Raw genomic sequence first — 19,424 nt, forward strand, 5'->3', positions numbered from 1 at the left:
CCCCGCGGAGCGGGTACCACATCGCTGCGCGATGTGCAAGCGAACACCCGCGCTGCGCGCGGGTGTTGCCCTCCCGCGGAGCGGGAGGGCTGGTGGGACGCTGCGCGTCCCACTCACCAGGCTTGCTTCGCAAGCCTGGTGACGCTCCGTTCGCTGCGCTTCCGGAGCTGGCTGGGCTTCGCCCCGTTGTTCCTGGGCTTCGCTTCGCTCTGCCCAGGGTCGGCGGGTCCGCTGCGCTCCCCCGCCTTAAGGGCCCTTCCGGCTGCGCCTCCAGGGCTCATGGGCCCGCTGGCGCGGGCCTGGCTGGCTAGGAGGAGTGGGGGGTGCTTGTGTGTCGGGTTTCGGTGGTGTCAGCTGCATCGTCTGATGCAGCATGTAGTATTGGTGAAAACGTGGCATAGGCTCGGGTGGGGAAATGGCGATCGACACAGATATCCCTGCGGGGCTCACACGCAGGGCGGAAGGCTTCATCCGGGCTCATGGATACTGGACCGGTCGCTACGACGTGGAGCAGTACAGGGTTCGGTGGATGGGCCATGGGGTGCCTGCGGCTCAGGTCGATCGCGTGGCGGCCTTCGAGGCGGCTTGGGGCGGTCTGGCCCTTCCTCCTTCTCTTCACTATGACGGAGGGCCGCGGACGCTCAGTGGGGATGTGCCCGAGGGGCCGGACCCTGACTGGCACTTCGGAGCCGGTACGCAGCGTACGGCTCTTCCCTACTCGTTCATGATTGGCCCGAACGGGGAGTTCGGTCTTCACGCCGGGAAGTGGGTGCCGCTGCACGCCAGTGACGAAGGATGGGTGGAAGCCCTGGCTCTGGCGGACCACGCGCGTAACTGGGCGCGCACGACCACGACTCTGAAGGGTGCTGCCGTGGACGAGCTCGTGCTCGAGGGGTTCGAGGCCGTACCGGAGGTTGCCAGCCTTGCGGACACCTGGTGGCGCGGTCCCGACTCGCTGGTCGCCGTCTACCGCGGTGAAGCCGAAGTCATGGACGCCCCTCAATGCCTCACTGCCACCATCTATGCCGGACTCGACGAATGGGGGCTCAGAGGCCTCGGCCCTACGGGCTGAGGCCTCGATATCCCACCGCTGCCCGGGCCTCCACCCAAAAAGGGGAACCAGAAATGCAGGGAGTCTCTCTCAGGGAACATCAAATCGCCCAAAAGTCGGCCTTCCGAAAATGGGTGGGATTCCCTGCAAGATCATCTGTTCCCCCTGAGGGGGCGCGTGCCATGGGGGTGTCCGCGACCGGGTCGGGGAAGACGATCACCACAGCTGCGTGCGCTCTGGAGTGCTTCCCGGAGGGGCGGATCCTCGTCATGGTGCCCACCCTGGATCTGATCGTGCAGAGCGCGCAGTCCTGGCGCCGGGTCGGGCACCGCGCGCCCATGGTCGCGGTCTGCTCAGTGGACAGGGACGAGGTCCTGGAGCAGCTCGGAGTGCGTACCACGACCAATCCGATCCAGCTCGCGCTGCGGGCGGGATCCGGGCCGGTGGTCGTGTTCGCCACGTACGCCTCCTTGGTGGACCGCGAGGACCCGGAGGACCCGTCGGGTCGGCGGACGGTGCCCGGGCCGCTGGAGGCCGCTTTCGCGGGCGGGGAGCGGCTGTACGGGCAGCGGATGGTGCCGTTCGACCTGGCCATTCTGGACGAGGGGCACATGACCGCGGGGGACATGGGCCGGCCGTGGGCGGCGATCCACGACAACAGCCGGATCCCCGTCGACTTCCGGCTCTACCTGACCGCCACCCCGCGGATCCTGGCCGCGCCCAGCCCTCAGCGGGGCCAGGATGGGCGTGAGTTGGTGATCGCTTCGATGGAGGACGACAGCGCCACCTACGGCACCAGGATTTTCGATCTCGGGCTGGCGGAGGCGGTGGAACGCTCGATCCTCTCGGGCTTCGAGATCGATGTGCTGGAGATCCGGGACCCCGACCCGATCCTGGGACTGTCGGAGGACGCGCTGCGCGGCCGGCGCCTGGCGCTGCTCCAGGCCGCGCTGCTGGAGCACGCGGCGCAGCTGAACCTGCACACCACCATGGTGTTCCACCAGCGGGTCGAGGAAGCCGCAGCGTTCGCCGAGCAGATGCCGCGCACAGCCGCCGAGCTGTACGCCGCTGAGGCCTCCGCGGCGGCGCTGGCCGAGGCGGAGGAGCTGCCCGCGTCATCGATCGAGGCCGAGCTGTACGAGCTGGAGGAGGGCCGTCACGTGCCGCCGGAGCGGGTGTGGGCGGACTGGCTGTGCGGGGACCATCCCATCGCGCACCGGCGTGAGGTGATCCACCGGTTCGCCAACGGCATCGACGCCCAGAACCGGCGGGTACACCGGGCGTTCCTATCCTCGGTACGGGCGCTCGGCGTCGGGGTCGACATCATCGGCCTGCGCGGGGTCGAAGCCGTATGCATCGTCGGCTCGCGCAGCTCCCAGGTCGACATCGTCCAGAACATCGGACGTGCCCTGCGCCCCAACCCGGACGGTACGACCAAGACCGCGCGGGTCATCATCCCCGTCTTCCTCCAGCCCGGGGAGGACCCGAAGGACATGGTTGCCTCGGCCAGCTACCAGCCCCTCGTCGACATCCTCCAAGCCCTGCGCTCGCACTCGGAACGCATGGTCGACCAGCTCGCCTCCCGCGCCCTGACACGCGGCACCGAAAGGCGGCGTATCCACGTCCGGCCCGCCCCCGCGGCCGGCCCGGAGAACGGGGACATGCCCGAGGAGACCAGCCAGGCGCAGCAGGAGGTCGACCGGGTCACATCCATCGTGGTCAACTTCGCCTCCCCCCGTGATGCCGCCGACATCGCCGCCCTCACACGCTGCCGCGTCATCCGTCCTCAGTCCCTGGTCTGGCTCGAGGGCTACCAGGCCATGGCCCGGTGGCGTGCCGAGAACGGGATCACCGGCCTGCACGCCGTCCCCTATGACGTCGAGACCGAGGTCGGGACGACGAAGGCGTTTCCGCTTGGGCGATGGGTGCACCAACAGCGAAAAGCGCTGCGGGCCGGTGAACTCGACCCCCACCGCAAAGAACTCCTCGACGACGCCGGAATGGTGTGGGAACCCGGCGACGAAGCATGGGAAACCAAACTCGCCGCGTTCCGCTCCTACCGGCGGGCCACCGGACACCTCGCCCCGAGGCAGGACGCGATGTGGGGCGAAGGCGAGGGAGACGGCCTTGTGCCGGTTGGGCAGCACATGGCCAACCTCCGCCGCAAAGACGGCCTCGGCAAAGACCCGAAGCGGGCCGCCGCACGCGCGGAGCAGCTGGCGGAGATCGACCCGGACTGGAACTGCCCCTGGCCACTCGACTGGCAACGCCACTACAAGGTGCTCGCCGACCTCGCCGCCGACGAGGCCGGTGGAGTGCTGCCCGACATCCAGCCCGGCGTCCTCATGGCCGGCGACGACATCGGACGATGGCTCCAACAACAGCGCAAGCCAGGCACCTGGAAGCAACTGTCGACCGAACAGCAGGAACGACTGTCCAAGCTCGGTGTGCAGCCCGACCAGGCACCGGCCCCCGCCCCAGCGGCGGCGCGTACGGCGAAGGGCACGAGCAAGGCGCAGCAGGCATTCCAACGCGGCCTCGCGGCCCTCAAGCAGTGGGTGGAACGGGAAGGCGCCCACCGGCCGGTACCAAGAAGCCACAGTGAGCAGATCGCGATCGAAGGCGAAACCGAGCCGGTGGCCGTCAGATTGGGCGTGTGGGTCTCGAACACCAAATCGAGGTGGGGCAAGCTCGCCCAGGAGCAGCAGGCCGCCCTCGCTGCACTGGACGTTCCCTGGGCAGTGACCGCGCCGGTGCCGAGTCGGCCTTGGGGCCCGGGTCCGGCGGGTGAAGCCGTCGTCCAGCCCGTACCGTCGGACGCGTCCGGGTAGGAATGCCAGAGCCGAGACGACACCATGAAGGACGAGATCGGCTCCCCAGTCGTAGACCTCGAACTTCGGGCCGCTGTCCAGCCAGACCAAGCCCGGTCTGCCGAGACACCACGCCCTGCGCGAAGAGTTCTCATCCGTTCGGGTGAGCGGCGAGGATCGGAACATCTGCGCTTCTGCTCATGTACTTGGCTTCGGGTATGAAGCCTGGCGGAGTTGTTGGTGTGGATGCGGCGGGTGATCTCAAGGTTTCCGCTGTACCTGTGGCTACCGGCAGGGTCGACGCGTGCTTTCGTGATCCTCTGGGAAAGGCACATCAGGTTTCGTGGCTTGAGGCGGCGCAGGACGTTGTCTTTGAGGACTGTCCTGTGATTCGGTCGTTTCCCGTCCGGTATGGGCGGCGCGTGGCGCCGGGGTGGTGGTGGTCGTCGACCAGTGGGCGGCTGGTGGCGTACGGGTCCGGTGTCATGCGGACCCAGCTGATGCTGCTCGACCGGGATCCGGCGGTTGTGGCGCTGGCCTGTCGGCCAGTGGAGCTGGTGTGGCGTGAGGACGGCAAGGTCGTCTCTCATGCGCCGCAGCTGATGGCCCGGCTTCAGGACGGCAGGGGCCTGTTGCTCGACTGCGCGGGACGCATCGGGGCGTCTGCCCGGCTGGCGGAGCGGGCGCGGGTTGTGGCGGCTGCCGCGGAGGCAGTGGGCTGGTCCTATCGGCTCGCGGGCCGCCGGATCCGGTGTTGGTGGCCAATGTGCGGTGGCTGGCCGGTTACCGGCATCCCCGGTACGCCGCAGGACCGTGGATGCCAGCTCTGGTGGAGGCGTTCAGCAGTCCGCGGCCAGCGGTGGAGGCTGTGCGGGAGCTGGGTGACCCGATCGCCCTGTGGCCCGCGGTCTTTCATGCGCTGTGGAGCGGTGTGCTTCGGGTGCGGCTGGACGAACCGTTGCACGAGCGTGCCGTTGTCTCGGTCGCACGGCAGGAGGCCGGAGCGGCATGACGCAGGCGGTTGTCGAAGTCGGGGCGCGCCTTCGCTACGACGAACGGGTATGGACGGTCGCCGTGCTGGAAGGTGCCTGGGCCACGCTGGTGACCGATGAGGGCACCTCGGCGGTGGTGCTGCTGCCCTATCTGTTCGCTGATCCGTCCTTCGATGTGGAAGGCGGGCCGACGCCGGGGAGAGTGCCGCCGTTCGGGCTGCTGGAGGCCCTGCCGGACCAGGTGCGCGAGCGGGCTGTGGCGTGGCAGCGGCATGTGCGGGAGGTGGAGACCGGCTTCCCTGACGCGGTCAGCCAGGGCGCCCCGCGTGAGCAGTTCGATCCGGCAACGTGGAGCCTGGCGCAGCGGGAACAGGCGAAGGCGGAGGAGTTGAGGGCGGCGGGCTGGGCTGCGAGTGCGGCGACGGTGCGCCGGATGCGAGCGCGCCACCGCAGCGAGGGCTTGTGGGGATTGGTGGACGGCCGGGCGGTGCGGGAGCGGTCGGCGGTGGGGCGGGCCGATGAGCGGGTGGTCGCGGCAGTCAGGAAGGTGCTGGAGGGGCAGCGGGAGCGGTCGACAGGCACGCTGGTACGGCTGCGCCGCCAGGTGGGGTGGCTGCTGGAGGAGGAGTACGGGGCGGGGGTGGTGGACTTGCCGCCGGCATCGACATTCAACCGGCTTGTGCACGCGGTGGCCGACGGGCAGGGCCTTTTGGGAACGGCGGCGCAGCGGCGGTGGCACGCGTCGCGGCCAGCACCTCCGTTCACGCCGACGGTGGCACTGCGGCCGGGCGAGCTGGTGATGCTGGACAGCACGCCGCTGGACGTGCTGGCGGTGCTGGACGATGGTGTGACCGGCCGTCTTGAACTCTGCATCGCGCTGGACGTGGCGACGCGCAGCCTCTGCGCCGCGCTGCTGCGCCCTGTGGGCACGACGTCGGTGGACGCGGCGATGCTGCTGGCGCAGATGGTGGTGCCGGCGGCGATGCGGCCGGGCTGGGACAAGGCACTGTCCATGCAGCGGTCCGTCATCCCGTATGAGCGGCTGATCGCGTTGGACGCTCGGCTGGAGCAGGCGGCCGCACGGCCGGTGATCATGCCGGAGACCGTGGTGGTGGACCAGGGCCGGGTGTATGTGTCGGCTTCGTTCGTCTCCGTGTGCGAGAGCCTGGGGGTGTCGGTGCAGCCGGTACCGCCGGCGAACGGCCCGGCGAAGGGGAACGTGGAGCGGACCTTCCGCGCCATCGCCGACGGTTTCAGCCAGTACCTGCCGGGCCACACCGGCTCGGACGTCTCCCAGCGGGGCGGGGCCACGCAGGAGGATGCGTGCTGGAGCCTGGCGCAGCTTCAGGAGCTGCTGGACGAGTGGGTCATCTGCGGGTGGCAGGAGCGCCGGCACGAGGCGCTGCGGCACCCGATGATGCCGCAGGTCGCCGTCTCCCCGAACGAGATGTGGGCAGCGCTGGTAGCGGTGACGGGGCACGTGCCCGTGCCGTTGTCCGCCGACGACTACGTTGAGCTGCTGCCCGTGAGGTGGCAGGCCATCAACGACTACGGCATCCGCTTCGGCTACCGCACCTACGACCACCCCGGCCTGAACCCCTACCGGCGCCGCCGCTCACCGCAGGCGGACAAGAACGGACGGTGGGAGGTCCACCACAACCCCTACGATCCGAACCGGGTGTGGGTGCGCCTGCCCGAGGGATGGCTGGAGGTGCCGTGGGTCCACGCGGCGGCGGTACGGCGCCCCTTCACCGCGTTCACCTTCGACCACGTCCGCCGCACCGTGGAACGCCGGCATGGCCGCGAAGAGCACGAGGCGGCGATCGCCCAGGCGCTGGATGCACTGCTGCGCCGTGCCAGCCAGGGACTGGGCAGCAGACGAGAGCGGACGGTAGCCGCCCGGGCCCAGGCGGCCGCGCAGATGACCGATCCCTCCCCCGTCACCACACGGCAGCAGTGGCCTGCGCCGCTCGCGCCGGGGGCCTCGTTCGGGCTGCCCGGCTCCTTCACCGTCCCGCTGGACGCCGACGGCTGGGACATCGACGACAGCCTGGATGACATCGATGACGATCCGGGCGGCGAGGACTACCTTCTCGCCGCCCTCGCCGACGGCCAGGACGTCACGGCAGGCCACACGGATGGAGCGTCCGAGACGACGGCCGCAACGGCCGGGGACCAGGCCGCTGAGCAGACGCCGGACGCTGGCGGGGCGGGCGGCATGCGCATCTACGACCCGTACCAGGAGGCCCAGGCATGGTGACGACGGCCCAGCCCGCCAGCACTTTCAGTCCACTGACGACGTGGGACGGGTGGCAGCAGTTCGTCGACGCGCCCCACGCACCGGCACGGGACGCCGACGACCAGGAGTGGACGCTGGAGCAGCGGGAGGACTACCACGCGCGGTTCGTGGTGCTGAAGACCCCCGCCATGGACACCATCTCCACTGCGGTCCGCCGTCTGCTGCTGCTCAACCGCGGCCAGCAGGGCGGAGCCCGGCGCGGCCTGATCATCTCCGGGCCGGCCACCACCGGAAAGACCACCGCCATGCAGCAGCTCGGGCGCACCGTCGAACTCGCCGACCGCCTCCGCCACCCGGACCAGGACGGCCGTCTGCCGGTCCTGTTCATCACCGTGCCGCCGTCCTCCACCCCGAAAATGCTTATCAGCGAGTTCGCCCGCTTCCTGGGCCTGCCGACGCTGGAGCGGATGAACCAGATCCAGATCACCAACGCCGTGTGCGAGCTGCTGTGCGAGATGGGCACCCAGCTGGTCCTGGTCGACGACGTACATTTGATGGACACCCGCAGCCGGGCCGGCGCCGAGACTTCCGACCAGCTGAAGTACCTCGGTGAGCGGATCCCGGCGACGTTCGTCTACTCCGGCATCGACGTCGAAGCCTCACCGCTGCTGACCGGCGTGCGCGGCTCCCAGCTCGCCGGCCGCTTCAAGATCGTGCGCAACCAGCCGCTGCGCTACGGCAGCAGCGGCGACAAGCAGGTCTGGAATGACCTGGTGAACGGCATGGACAGCGCGCTGCGGCTGCGCCAGCACCGGCCCGGCACGCTGGTCACACACGCCGCCTACCTGCACGCCCGCACCGGCGGCCGCATGGGCAGCCTCTCCCACCTCATCCGCGAAGCCGCCCTGGTCTCCCTGCTGGACGGCACCGAGAAGATCACCAAGAAGCTCCTCGAACACATCGAGCTCGACACCGCCGCCGAACAACGGGCCCGGGCACCCAGGCGCCACCCGATGCCCACGCAACGCCAGCCCTGACCGGCGGCGTCTGCCTCAACCGTCCGCACCGATCCCCCGTTCGCCACGGCTCGGATGCCAGTACATCCGGGTCCGCCAGGAAACGACCTCCAATCCCTGATGCACGACTTTCTTCCACCACAGCCGCAGCCACCGCGTATGGCTGCGGCACGACCGGGTCCGGTACGAGTCGCACCGCTGCAGGGCGAGACGAACCTTTCGTACCTGGACCGGCTGGCCGACCGCTACCGGCTCGGTGTCAGAGACCTCGTCCCCGCGCTGCTGCAGGTCGGCGGAGGACTGTTCAAGGGCTACCGTACGGACGGCGAGGTGTACCTCAACGCCGAAGCGCGCACCCGAATCTCCGCGTTCAGCCGCGTCCCTGAAGACGTCCTGGGGCGGGCCCTGCCTGCCTGGACCACTCAGGAACCCCTTGCGGCGGACGGGGCGGGTACGGCCGGGCGGTTCCGCTTCGGCTCCGTGGTCCCGGCTGCGGGGGAAGGCTGCCGGCTGTGCACGGCCGCACGCACCGGACGGGCCAAGCCCGCACGACTGTACTTGCAGCCGCACACCCGGATCTGCCCGCGCCACCGGCGCTGGACGCTCGGCACCCATTGGATCGACGGCGCGCCGGCCGGCACCGAGCAGATCGACCTGACGGGGCTGCCGGAGATGATCACGGCACACCGACGGCACATGAATCTGCTGCGTCACCGGCCGGACGGTGTTCGTGCGTTCGAGGTCGCGCATGCCGTGGCCGTTTCCTGGTGGGCACAGCAGTGGCCTGAGGAAGAGCAGTGGCCGCGCCGAGCACTGCAGCTCGCGCCGCCAGGCACCAATCCCGGCTGGTGGCGGCTGCTGGCCAGGGACGCGGTCACCTACCCAGAGACGGTTGCCCTCGCCTCTGTTCTCGTTGACGAACGCTTCAGGCGGCGGCTGCTCGCCGAGAGCGGCGGCCACCTGCCGCACACCCTTTCGGACACGCCTGCTCTGGTCAGTAAGCTGGCCCAGATCACCAACCGGGGCTGGCTGCCCGAGAAGATCGCTTCGACCTCAGCCGGGCCCTTGCTGGTGTGGGTGCACAACTGCGTGCGGTCCCATGCTGGTGCAGACGCCGCCAATCGTTTGTGGACGCTGCACATGGCACACCGGCCCCGGCCCATCGCCCGGGAACTGCAGGCCTACCGCGACGCGGGCAGTAAGCCGGAGGCGGTGGGGGGCAGCCCGTCGCGGGGCCGCGGGCTTCGGCTCACCCCCGAGCAGGCATTTCATACCGGTCTGGCCCACGCCCGTGCCTACGCTGCCCATCACGGCCACCTCGCGGCTCCGATCGGTGAGCGGTTCAACGGCTTTGCACTGGGCCGGTGGCTGTCCAACCACCGGAAATCCCCCGCGGTACCGCCCGAACACGTCGCGGAACTCGAGGTGCTGGATCCGTGGTGGCGCGATCTCCTCCCTGATCGGGAAGCATCGAGCCTGGCCGCCTGGCTCGCGCAGCGGCCTGGCGCCGAGGTCGTCTGCCGGGACCCCGCGCCGTTCTTCGCAGAAGGTGCCACAGCCGGAGCCCCGCAGGCGATTCAAGTCGCGGACCGGTGGCATCTCTGGCACAACCTCAGCGATGCCGCAGAGCGAAGCGTCGCTCAGCACCGCCGCTGCCTGCCCGTTCTCGTCCCCTCTACTCCCGAAGCGAGTCCGAATCCGAGCCCGCCCCGGCCGCGGACCCGTCCGGCTCGCCGTGGCCGCGAGGCCACCGGTTCGCCGACCGCACCGGGATCGGCACGCTGCGGTCCGCGCCCTGCTGGAGGCCGGGCACAGCCGACGTTCGATCCAACGGCAGCTCGGGATGACCTACCGTACCGTCAAGCAGCTCGCCGACGCCCAGACTCCAGAGGAGCTCTTCACAGGTCAGTGGCAGAACCGTCCCTCCGTTCTCGACGAGTACAAGACCTACCTCGACGATCGGTGGGCCGAAGGCTGCAGCAATGCCTGGAAGCTGTGGGAGGAGATCGTTCCACTCGGCGACAAAGGGCAGCTACCAGCGCGTTCGTGCCTACCTGCAAGAGAAGCGCACGTCACCGCAGACGGTGGCTGCCAGGGCGCCCTCGCCCCGGTCCGTTGCCGGATGGATCCTCCGCCGCCCAGAGAACCTCACCGAGATCGAGCAGCTTCGGCTCAAGACCGTTCGGACGCACTGTCCCGAACTGGACGCGCTCACTCGTCACGTCCGGTCTTTCGCCATCATGCTCGCGGACCGCAAAGGTGAGTGCCTGCCGGAATCGCTCGCCGCAGTCCGGCAGGATGACCTCCCCAGTCTCCACACGCTCGCAGCAGGCATTGACCGCGACCGTGACGCCGTCATCGCCGGCCTCACCCTGCCCTGGAACTCTGGTGTCGTCGAAGGCCACGTCAACAGGATCAAGATGCTGAAGCGTCAGATGTTCGGCCGCGCCGGCTTCGACCTCCTGCGCAAGCGCGTCCTGCTCGCGTGACGAAGCCATGCGGCCTTCCACGGCCGAAATGGCTATACCGGCTCCTCAAACAAGTCGATCCCCGCGGGCCTGCGATCAAGAAGCGGTCCGAGACGTTCCTCCATGTCAGCGAACCACCCGTCGAGGTCCGTATCGGTGTCGTAGAAGAACCAGGAGTCGAAACTTCCCAAAGCGTCCAGGTCCAGTGCTGGCGTGTAGCGGAGTTCGCAGCGAACTTGCACGTAGTGGTCGTGCTTACTGTCGTCACTGACGTTGAGCTGCCTCGTGAGGTCCACAGTGAACATCGGCCGCCCGCCGGAAAGGTACGTGCCGTACTGAAAGAGCAAGCCGTCAGAGTCGGCTTGGGGCGCTGTGTGAAAGCGCCTCCGCCCGAACCGCGTGAAGGCGAGCCATGCGCCCCGAGTCGACCCCTCGGCCGTCGTCGACTGCTCGGCCGCCAGCTCGGCACGCAGACAGTCGAGAGCGTCCTTCGCTTGCGACCTGTTGGGCATGCCGGCTCCCTCGCTTTGTGGATCAGCACCATAACCTGGCGTGGTCGGATCAAATCCAGCCCTGTCGCCGAGGCCTATGTCCCGATGACTCGCAACGCTCGGTCACTGCTGCACGGAAGCTGTGCCAGAACCCGAGTTTCGACAGCGCCTGAGCCTGCTAAGGCGTCGCGCTAACAAAGGACGCGGGGCCGGTAAGAGCTCGCAGCCCGGCAGGGCCACGCCGTGCTGAGCGTATGGGTGCACCTGCCACCAGCGGTCTGCCTCAGCACGAGCCACTTCGGCGTCGTACTGACTCGCGTCGAAGTGGAGCTCCGGCGGAGGGTGGGGCATGTCGGTGTGTGCTGCCCACGGAACCTCCCAGTCCGACCACTGCACGATCTCCTCGAACCGCTGCACGACCACGGTCAGGAAGCCGCAGCACCCGCCGGTGCACTCGGGTTCCCCCAGCTCCAAGCGGCGAGCCTCATTGGTCGCCCGCAGAGGGCTGGGCCGCCCCGGCGGCAGTAGATCGGCGGCGTACGGTCCACGGCCACCCTCGTCGACCGCCTCCTCAACGATGTCCTCGCCGTTGACCCAAAACCGCACCTGAGCCGCGAACCGGTTTCCCGGCGGCAACACCCTGATCTCCAAACGATCGAACATCAGACCACTCTAGAGCGCGCGCGCTAACGTCGACGCGGCCCAGCCGACGCCCTACCTCCACCCGGCCCGCGCGTGGGTCCAGGACGTGCCTCCCGTTCTCGTGAACATCGACCACGGCCCGGGCGGGGCGCCTCCCGAAGTCGTGCACATCTACCGTCAGAACTCGGTTCTGGCGCAGATCTTGGGGAGTCGTCGCGGAGTGTTACCCCGGTGTTCGATTGCGATGAGATGGTTCGCATGAGACCGCGTACGCCTTATCCCCCGGCGATCAGAATTGACGCTCCATCAGATGCTGCCAGGCCGCTGCTGCGCCCGCTTGGTGACGGTGATGGTGCTGGTCATGCAGACCGATGCACCGTTCTGGGGCTCGCTGGTGTTCGAGGGGATCGACGACGTAGATGTCGAGGCGGTAACGGCCGCGTTCGGCACGGTCGAGGTGCTGGCGAGAGGCCACGCGGCCGGGGCTGCATGTCCCGACTGCGGTCGCTTCTCGGACCGAGTCCACGACCGTTACCAGCGCAGGCTGAAGGGCCTTCCGCTCGCTGAGCAGGGCTTCGTGATCCGCCTGACGGTCCGGCGCTTCATCTGCGGATCGGCGGACTGCCCGCGCCGGACGTTCGCCGAGCCGTTCTCCCGGCTGGCTGCCCCGCACGCACGGTTCACGACTCGGCTCAACCGCGCCTTGGAACAAGTGGGGCTCACATTGGCCGGGCGGGCCGGCGCTCGGCTGGCGGCATAGCTGGGCTTCGGCGCGGGAAGGATAACCCTGTTACGCAGAGTCATGGGATTGCCCGACCCACGGTTCGACACGCCGCGTGTGTTGGGTGTTGACGACTTCGCGATCGTCGCGGCCAGACCTACTCCACCGTCTTGACCAGCGTCGAAGACCATCGTGTAGTCGATGTGCTCCCGACCCGTGACGCCGGGCCACTGGCCGCCTGGCTGGTCCGCCACCCCGGCGTGGAGATCATCTGCCGGACAGGGCCGGCGCCAACGCCGAGGGCGCCCGCCGCGTTGCCCCCGATGCTCTGCAGGTCGCTGACCGGTTCCATCTGTGGCAGGGCCTCGGCCGCGCCGTGGAGACCTGCGTCGCCGCCCACCGCGACTGCCTGCGCAATCCTTCGCCCGACGGTATGCTGCCGGAGGCCACCCGACTGGCATCCCGCCACCCGACTGGCATCCCGCCGCCCGCAGGCCACCCCGGCGCCTGTCGTCCGACGAGCCGAGCGGAAGAAGGCAGCACACGCCCTGGTCCACGAACTACTTGCCCAAGGTCATTCACGCCGGGCGATTGCCCGGCACCTGGGCTGGGCCTCAACACCGTGCTCCGGTACGCGAACGCCGCACGCTGGCAGGACATCATCCGCGAGAACCGGCCCCGGCCCAGCAGACTGGACCCCTACAAGCCCTACCTGGAGCGACGCTTCGCTGAGGGATGCACCAGCGTCACCCACCTGCACAGTGAACTCGTTGCCGACAACGCGCCCGTCACCTACCAGATGGTCCGCGCCCACATCGCCACCCTCCTCGTGACTCCCGCCGGCACGCCACCCCGGCCTCCGACGGTGCGCCAGGTGACCGGCTGGCTCACCCGACACCCCACTGCGCTGAGCGAGGAAGACCGGGCCGGCCTGAAGGATGTCCTTGCACGCTGCCCCGAACTGGACACAGCCGCCGGACACGTCCGCGGCTTCGGCGAGATACTCACCGACCGCCTCGGCTCGTGGATCGACGCAGTCGATGACAGCCAGCTCCCCGGTCTCACCGGGTTCGCGCTCCACCTTCTGCGGGACCTTGACGCCGTGACAGCTGGGCTCACTCTCGACTGGAGCTCCGGCAGCATCGAGGGCGCCGTCAACCGGATCAAAAAGATCAAGCGCCAGCGGCCGAGCCGAATTTGAACTCCTCCGCAAGATGATCCTGCTCCAGTAACACTGCGAGAGCAGGCGCCCAGCCGTGGCAGGATGGCCTCATGTTGATCCGAAAGGGCGATGCCGCGTAGGCGTCCCAAGGCCGTCCGCGCAGAGCGGTGGCGGCCACGATGGCACTGTTCGGTCCTGAGAGTCCGCGGTGTCTCCGCGCGGACTCGTGCAGCGATCCGCCGGGTCGAAGACCAGGAGATGTGGCCCAACGCGGTCGCCAATGCGCTCTCATGTTTCGAGCAAGCCTTTAACCAGCCGGGACGCTACCTGGACGCCTCCGAGTTCGAATCGCCCGGGGTGGGAGATGCCCGTGATGACCTCGAGTGGGCGATGCGGCACCTTCCGCCCGGAGCGCAACGGGACTTGGGCCGACTGATCACACGCATCGATGAGGAACTCGAGCGCCGCACCCTGCCCGCCCCCAACAACATCGAGCTGGGGGTGTTCGGCTGGTGGTGGACCAGAATGCGGGAACGCTGACGGGCCCCGGACCCGCGCCCTCAATCGAACGACACCGTCACCCTCCGCGACGGCTCCCCAAGATCTGTGCCAGAACCCAGAACTCGTGAACAGAACCAGCCGACCCTAAATTATCATTCCGTTAGGAGTTCTTAGGGGGTGTCTTCAAATGATCTTGCCTGGTGCTCGCCCCGGGGATCCCTGATGAACGGTCACGGCGTCATCAGCCGTCCAGGAGGACCCCGCCAGTCACACTGATGACAAGGGCCACCACTCCGAGGCCGAGGAGGAGAAGCACCAGGGAGGCGACCATGTGCAGCGCGACCTTGAGCAGCGAGTAACACAGGACCTCCTTGTCCGGATCGGACGGGTGGTAGGCGGCATAGGTGGTGCCCGTTCTGTCCTTGCCCGACAACCGGTGTTTCCCACCATGCAGATCCGTGTACTCGTACGACGCCCTCCCGTTGTGGCTGTACACCGCGACCTTCTCCGTCGCGACGGTGATGCCGTGCCGAGGCAGGTACCACTGCTGGCACACCCAGCCGACCATCACAACGCCGGCTACGGAGAGCCCGAGGCCGAAGGAGCGACGAGCCGGCCATGACCGCGATGCCCCATGCCCCACGGAGCCCGACGGCCAGGACGAGGGCGAACGTCTCGACGCCGATGGCGATCGCCGCCCTCTTCTGCTTGCGCAGCTCCGGATCGTCATCGGACTCGGGCACGGTGCGGGCGGACACCAGCGTCGAGCCGTCGACCGTCTCGGCCTCCTCTGCGCGCACGGGCAGGGCCGCGGTGACGGCCGGGACGAACAGCGCCGCGGCGGCCTTGCTCACGCCGTCGACGCGGTGCACGGCGGGCACCGTGCCTGCCGGGGCGACGAGTTCGACCGTGACGGTGCGCCCCTCGGCTCGGATCCGCTGGATCGCCTGGAGCGTGATGCTCAGCTCCTCGGCGTTTCGGCTCCACATCAGCGCGTCGCCGGTGAACTGGAGCACGGTGCCGCGGGAGCCACGCAGGACGGGTATGGGCGAGATCGACATGCCCGAGATCGTAAGAGCCTGAATGGGATCGTCGGTCACTTCGCGAGCAGTCCTGGCCCGCGAGGCACGCAAGGCGGCGCCTTTGAATGATCGTGTGGAAGTTCCGCACTGGCACGGCCTGGTGGGGTGTGCTGAGCGGTATGGTCCTTGGGCCACGCTTCACACGCGTTTCCGCAGGTGGGCGGCGGACGGAACGTTCGACCGAATGCTTAGGGCCGCTCAGGCTAAGGCGGACGCGGTAGGCGACATCAACTGGCTGGATCGGTCGACTTCACGCTCGTTCGCGCCCACCAGCACGCGGCCAGCAAGACATCTCATGTCGCTGGAAGTCAACTTGATGGGTGGTGGTGGTGTCACGTCCAGCCCAGTGGTCGGAGGTAATGGGCCTGGCTTGTCGGAGCCGCCCGATAGCATCGCCTCGCGTCATAAGAGCGGACACCAGAGAGGACCGAACATGCAGGTCGCTGGCGTTGAGGTTCGGGTGAATCACCCGGTTCTGGCGCTGGGGTCGACCGACTGGCTGCCGGTGTTGGAGCTGGCAGACGAGGCCGCGGCCGGGTGTGACACCCATGTGGTGGTCCGGGTTCAGGCTCAGGTGCAACTCATCAAGGTCCGGCTCTTCACCGAGCCATTCGACGACGGGCTGGGGCCGGATCCTTCCTTCACGACCGTCTTCGAGGGGCCGATCTCGTTGGCTGACGGACGGCTGGTGATCGGTGATGTCATGGGTGTGACGCGCTTCGTGAGCCTCATCGGTGAAGCGGGCAGGCGGCGGATCCGTGTCGCTGTTGACGAGCCTGGCTGGAACGCGGCCGCAGTCGACATCTCCGTGGGTCCGAAGCTCTAGGCAGCGAGCGCGGCAGTTGCAGCGAAGGCCCGTTCAGGGTCGTAGAGCGTACGGTTCTACAGGCAGTGGTAGAGGCAGCCGAGGAGCTTGTTGAACAGGTTCCGCAGGGGCGGCGGTGTGGCGTTCACCGGTGGAACGCCGGCTGTCGTAATGCTCGCGGGGTTCGTGCGAGCGCAGGGCTGCGAAGGCCCACATGTAGCCGGTGGAAGCCAGCCTCTGGTCTTTGACAGTCCGGGCGACCACGACGCGGCTGCGGCCTGAGGCCCGGGTCACCGGGGTGGCGCCGGCGTACGCCTTCAAGGCCCGGGCATCGGCGAACCGCTCCCGGTCGTCACCGACCTCGGCGAGGACGCGGGCTCCGGACATCACTGACAGGCCGGGGAAGCTGGTGACGATCTCCGAGTCGGGGTGAGACAGGAACGCTTCCTCGGTGGCCGTCGCAAGGTCGTCGACGCTTCGGCAGGTGGCTTCGAGCTGCTGGATCAAGGCTTGGGCCTGCTTACCCATGGCCTGCTCGACCTGCGGTAGCTGGTGCAGGCACTCCCAGCGGAAGATCTCCCGGAGCCGTTCGATCTCGGGGTCGGTCCCGCGCCGGAGCCGGCCGGCGTGATTGAGCAGAGCACGCAGGCTGCCGCCCGGGTAGGTGCCGCGGCCAGGACCGCGCGGGCGTGCTTGGAGTCGAGGCCAAGCGTGCCGGAACCGTGAATCCCCGATCCACCTTGGGCGTCCGCCCGACGGCGTATGGGGAGGAGCCGGTCTGGCCTGAGGGATCACAGTCCCGGAACGGCGGCAGGCTTCCACCTCACACAGCAGGCCCTTGCACTTCCGTACTTGGGCTCACTGCAGCGCTATTAGATCCACCTGGCCTGTGACAGCCGGGGCCGCCCGCTCGCTTTCGTCGTGACGGGCGGCAACACCAACGACTGCACCCGGTGCAGCCCGCCTCGTCCCGCGTACGCCACGCACGAGCGCCGCCGCCGACAGGCTGCTGTCGGCGCCGGCGCGGTATCCGTTTCGGTGTCGGTGGCCTGTCAGTGGAACAGCAGGGAGGCGTCGCCGGCGGCGGTGCTGACCGAGCCAGGGCAGAGGAAGCTGCCGGAGGTCTTCGTTGCGGTGAACGCCTGGTTCACGTACTTGCGGGTGGTGCCATCTCGGTTCCACAGGACGTTCGTCGCCTTGTAGCGGCATGAGATGCCGCTCTGCTGTCCCGTGATGTCGATGACGTCGGCCTTCGCCCTGCCGGCCGCGTCGTCGAAGGTGACCGCGGGGTTGTTGTTGAGGACGGCGGTGATGCTTCCGCTGCAGCTGAGGTTGCCGCCCGGCCTGTTGATGGTGGTGCGGTCGATGGTCAGCGCGGCGGGCGGGTTCGCGCTCGTCCGGGCGTTGGTCCAGGTGCAGGTGTTGCCCGCGACCACGATCACGCCGTCGACCCGCTGTTCGGCGGTGGGTCCTGACGCCGTCGCCGCCGCGGATGCCGCGGCGGTGGCCGCGATGATCAGGGCGGTGACGCACGAGAGTTTCGAGAGGTACCTCATGTCGCTCCTTCTGCCACGTCCTTGTGGGGGTGCGAGGGGAGCCCGCGTCCGCGTCCGACAGGCGGAGTCGCGCGGATCCGGGTGCGTTGCGTCATGGAGGGTCCCACAGCGATATTGAATTGTCAGGTTCGCGTCAATCAATTGGCTGGATAGTGCCCACGGGACGACGCCGCCGTGGAAACGGCGGACGATCAGGCCGGATACCAGCTGACCACCCTGCAGGGATGGCGTCGCTTCTCCGACGAACCGCCCGCCCCGCCAAGGCTGTTGAGCGAGGACGAGTACGAACGGCTTCAGCCGTTCCAGCGGGAGCTCTACGACGAAGAACGGCTCGACCACCATGCCCGACTGCGCGTGGTCGCCACGTCCACGGTCCGGCACACCGTCACCTGCGGCCGCCGCCTGGTCCTGCTCAACAAATACGCGATCAGCGCCCGCCGCGGGCTGCGCGTCTCCGGTCCCGCCGGCACCGGCAAGACCATCGCCATCACCCAGCTCGGGCGGGCGCATGAACTCCTGGACCAGGCCCGGCACCCGACAGTCACCGGCCGGATCCCGGTCGTCTACATCACGGTCCCACCCGCCGCGACCGCCCGCATGGTCGCCGCCGAGTTCGCCCGCCTCCTCGGCCTGCCGGTCCGCCGCACGTCCAACATCACCGACCTCATCGAGGCCGTATCGGCGTTCGCGTGAAAGTGCACAGGGTGGTACGCGGAAACGTCACCCCCTGCCGTGCGGCGCAGGGACTCAGTGGCCGTTCGACTAGCCATCGCCCGCGGACGGCTTGCCGGGGGGGCCTAGACTCGCGCGCCATGGAAGAGATGTTCGAGCTGGGGACCATCAGTTGCCCGTCCGGCACCCTAGTGATCATTGACGGTGGTTACCTGGGGCTGTGGAGCGGAGACCGGTCGCCGGCGGACATCGATCCGGCCTCCTTGGGTATCGAAGACCCTGCAATGGCCGCCGACGCCACGGGTGCCATTGACTTCGTGGTCAGCGGGCCGGACGCCTCCGAAGCAGTTCGGACCTTTGATAGGCAGCAAGGCTCCAGGTTCCATGACATCCCGGCCTCGAAGGCCGCCGAGTTCGAGGCGACTTTCGATGGTCACTGCCGATCTGCCGGCCTGGACGCGCGACTGGAGGCCCTGCCGGTTCGGGAGGCTCATGCCCACAGGGCCCGTCGGACAGCCGAAGAGGGCGGTGGCAGCTTTTCGATGTTCGGGGTGCCCGTCGTTGCAGTGGGTGGCGTACCCAGAAGTCGGCACCTGCCCGTGCTGGCTACACAGGTCGACTACGGAGACGGTGTCGGCGCTCGCTGGTCCGAGATCTCGATCCGGATGCGCGAGGGCCAGGTCGCGTCATCGGTTTCCTTGGGTGACATAGGAGTGGACTGGGCACGTGTGCTTTTCGGTGATGTCGAGGCCCTGAACACCTGGCAGCACGATGAGCCGGTGGACGGCTTGGCCGACGTGGCGTTCTGGGGGGCCGCGGCAGACGAAGCAGCCGCGACGTTTGCCGCACCCGAACTGGGCGAACCCGGCGAGGACGGTGTTCGCGGGTGGACTGCCCTGCCCGTCTCGGAGGCCATGGACAGAGCACGTGCTCTGTCGAGATGGAAGGACGAGACCGGACGACGCATGGCGGTGGACTTCCGACCTCACTCCCATCACTGGCAGATCATGCGCGAGGTACGTGCTTCGCACGTCGAAGCCGGATCCGTGGAACTCGGTGATGCCCGAGTGCTGTGCGCAATGACGAGCTGGGGCGACGGCTCCTTCCCGGTGATCGCCGATCTGGATTCGTCGGGTGACCTACTCGCAGTGCGAGTGCGCTTCGCCCACACACCCTGAACAGCAGCCCAGAGCGCGTGGCATGGGTACGTAGCGCC

The 19,424-nt window shown here is 68.4% G+C and carries 17 protein-coding genes and 2 pseudogenes; 14 read left to right on the plus strand and 5 right to left on the minus strand.

The window, feature by feature from the left end; translation table 11 throughout:
* The first annotated feature begins 415 nt into the window (after positions 1–415).
* From ACF06X_RS26480 to ACF06X_RS26500, 5 genes are all read left to right on the plus strand, one after another.
* Positions 416–1,072 (plus strand): hypothetical protein, encoded by a 657-nt coding sequence (locus tag ACF06X_RS26480; RefSeq protein WP_392289801.1) that lies wholly within the window; start codon positions 416–418, stop codon positions 1,070–1,072.
* Positions 1,073–1,125: 53 nt separating this feature from the next.
* Positions 1,126–3,882: a Helicase associated domain protein gene (locus ACF06X_RS26485; protein ID WP_392289802.1), complete on the plus strand. Its 2,757-nt coding sequence runs from the start codon at positions 1,126–1,128 to the stop codon at positions 3,880–3,882.
* 197 nt (positions 3,883–4,079) lie between these two features.
* Positions 4,080–4,973 carry a TnsA-like heteromeric transposase endonuclease subunit gene (locus ACF06X_RS26490; RefSeq protein WP_392290173.1) on the plus strand — a complete coding sequence of 298 codons (894 nt, stop codon included), beginning with the start codon at positions 4,080–4,082 and terminating at the stop codon, positions 4,971–4,973.
* The gene (locus ACF06X_RS26495) at positions 4,870–7,113 is read left to right on the plus strand and encodes a transposase (RefSeq protein WP_392289803.1); all 2,244 of its coding nucleotides are present in this window, start codon (positions 4,870–4,872) and stop codon (positions 7,111–7,113) included. Before ACF06X_RS26490 ends, ACF06X_RS26495 begins: the two co-directional genes overlap by 104 nt.
* Complete coding sequence (locus ACF06X_RS26500) at positions 7,107–8,129, plus strand: TniB family NTP-binding protein (RefSeq protein ID WP_392289804.1); 1,023 nt, start codon at positions 7,107–7,109, stop codon at positions 8,127–8,129. The genes ACF06X_RS26495 and ACF06X_RS26500 overlap by 7 nt, the downstream gene beginning before the upstream one ends.
* A 15-nt stretch (positions 8,130–8,144) precedes the next feature.
* Here the strand turns inward: ACF06X_RS26500 and ACF06X_RS26505 are convergent, their stop codons facing one another.
* A complete protein-coding gene (locus ACF06X_RS26505) occupies positions 8,145–9,068 on the minus strand; it encodes a hypothetical protein (protein ID WP_392289805.1) in 924 nt (307 codons plus the stop codon).
* Between the two features lie 180 nt (positions 9,069–9,248).
* Here ACF06X_RS26505 and ACF06X_RS26510 point away from each other — a divergent pair.
* Both ACF06X_RS26510 and ACF06X_RS26515 read left to right on the plus strand, forming a co-directional pair.
* Positions 9,249–9,530 (plus strand): annotated as a pseudogene (locus tag ACF06X_RS26510) (Helicase associated domain protein); the annotation flags it as partial.
* 560 nt (positions 9,531–10,090) lie between these two features.
* Positions 10,091–10,597 carry a transposase gene (locus ACF06X_RS26515; RefSeq protein WP_392289806.1) on the plus strand — a complete coding sequence of 169 codons (507 nt, stop codon included), beginning with the start codon at positions 10,091–10,093 and terminating at the stop codon, positions 10,595–10,597.
* Positions 10,598–10,629: 32 nt separating this feature from the next.
* On the opposite strand, the gene ACF06X_RS26520 is transcribed toward ACF06X_RS26515, so the two are convergent.
* A complete protein-coding gene (locus tag ACF06X_RS26520; protein WP_392289807.1) occupies positions 10,630–11,088 on the minus strand; it encodes a hypothetical protein in 459 nt (152 codons plus the stop codon).
* Between the two features lie 931 nt (positions 11,089–12,019).
* Here ACF06X_RS26520 and ACF06X_RS26525 point away from each other — a divergent pair.
* From ACF06X_RS26525 to ACF06X_RS26535, 3 genes are all read left to right on the plus strand, one after another.
* On the plus strand, positions 12,020–12,469 hold the full coding sequence (locus ACF06X_RS26525) for a transposase family protein (protein WP_392289808.1): 450 nt from the start codon (positions 12,020–12,022) through the stop codon (positions 12,467–12,469).
* Positions 12,470–13,052: 583 nt separating this feature from the next.
* Positions 13,053–13,631: a hypothetical protein gene (locus ACF06X_RS26530; protein ID WP_392289809.1), complete on the plus strand. Its 579-nt coding sequence runs from the start codon at positions 13,053–13,055 to the stop codon at positions 13,629–13,631.
* Positions 13,632–13,850: 219 nt separating this feature from the next.
* A complete protein-coding gene (locus ACF06X_RS26535; RefSeq protein ID WP_392289810.1) occupies positions 13,851–14,132 on the plus strand; it encodes a hypothetical protein in 282 nt (93 codons plus the stop codon).
* A gap of 202 nt (positions 14,133–14,334) precedes the next feature.
* Here ACF06X_RS26535 and ACF06X_RS26540 read toward each other — a convergent pair whose 3' ends face one another.
* On the minus strand, positions 14,335–14,649 hold the full coding sequence (locus ACF06X_RS26540; protein ID WP_392289811.1) for a hypothetical protein: 315 nt from the start codon (positions 14,647–14,649) through the stop codon (positions 14,335–14,337).
* Positions 14,650–14,777: 128 nt separating this feature from the next.
* Between ACF06X_RS26540 and ACF06X_RS26545 the strand changes: the two genes are divergently transcribed.
* Both ACF06X_RS26545 and ACF06X_RS26550 read left to right on the plus strand, forming a co-directional pair.
* On the plus strand, positions 14,778–15,176 hold the full coding sequence (locus tag ACF06X_RS26545; RefSeq protein ID WP_392289812.1) for a hypothetical protein: 399 nt from the start codon (positions 14,778–14,780) through the stop codon (positions 15,174–15,176).
* Between the two features lie 432 nt (positions 15,177–15,608).
* The gene (locus ACF06X_RS26550) at positions 15,609–16,001 is read left to right on the plus strand and encodes a hypothetical protein (protein ID WP_392289813.1); all 393 of its coding nucleotides are present in this window, start codon (positions 15,609–15,611) and stop codon (positions 15,999–16,001) included.
* Between the two features lie 33 nt (positions 16,002–16,034).
* On the opposite strand, the gene ACF06X_RS26555 is transcribed toward ACF06X_RS26550, so the two are convergent.
* On the minus strand, positions 16,035–16,508 hold the full coding sequence (locus ACF06X_RS26555) for a transposase (protein ID WP_392289814.1): 474 nt from the start codon (positions 16,506–16,508) through the stop codon (positions 16,035–16,037).
* 524 nt (positions 16,509–17,032) lie between these two features.
* Positions 17,033–17,536 (minus strand): hypothetical protein, encoded by a 504-nt coding sequence (locus ACF06X_RS26560; RefSeq protein WP_392289815.1) that lies wholly within the window; start codon positions 17,534–17,536, stop codon positions 17,033–17,035.
* A gap of 264 nt (positions 17,537–17,800) precedes the next feature.
* Here ACF06X_RS26560 and ACF06X_RS26565 point away from each other — a divergent pair.
* Positions 17,801–18,214 (plus strand): annotated as a pseudogene (locus tag ACF06X_RS26565) (AAA family ATPase); the annotation flags it as partial.
* Between the two features lie 134 nt (positions 18,215–18,348).
* Entirely contained in the window at positions 18,349–19,386 is a 1,038-nt protein-coding gene (locus ACF06X_RS26570; protein WP_392289816.1) for a hypothetical protein, read from the plus strand.
* The last annotated feature ends 38 nt before the right edge of the window (positions 19,387–19,424 follow it).

It is taken from the genome of Streptomyces sp. NPDC015346 (assembly GCF_043078785.1).
Lineage (GTDB): Bacteria > Actinomycetota > Actinomycetes > Streptomycetales > Streptomycetaceae > Streptomyces.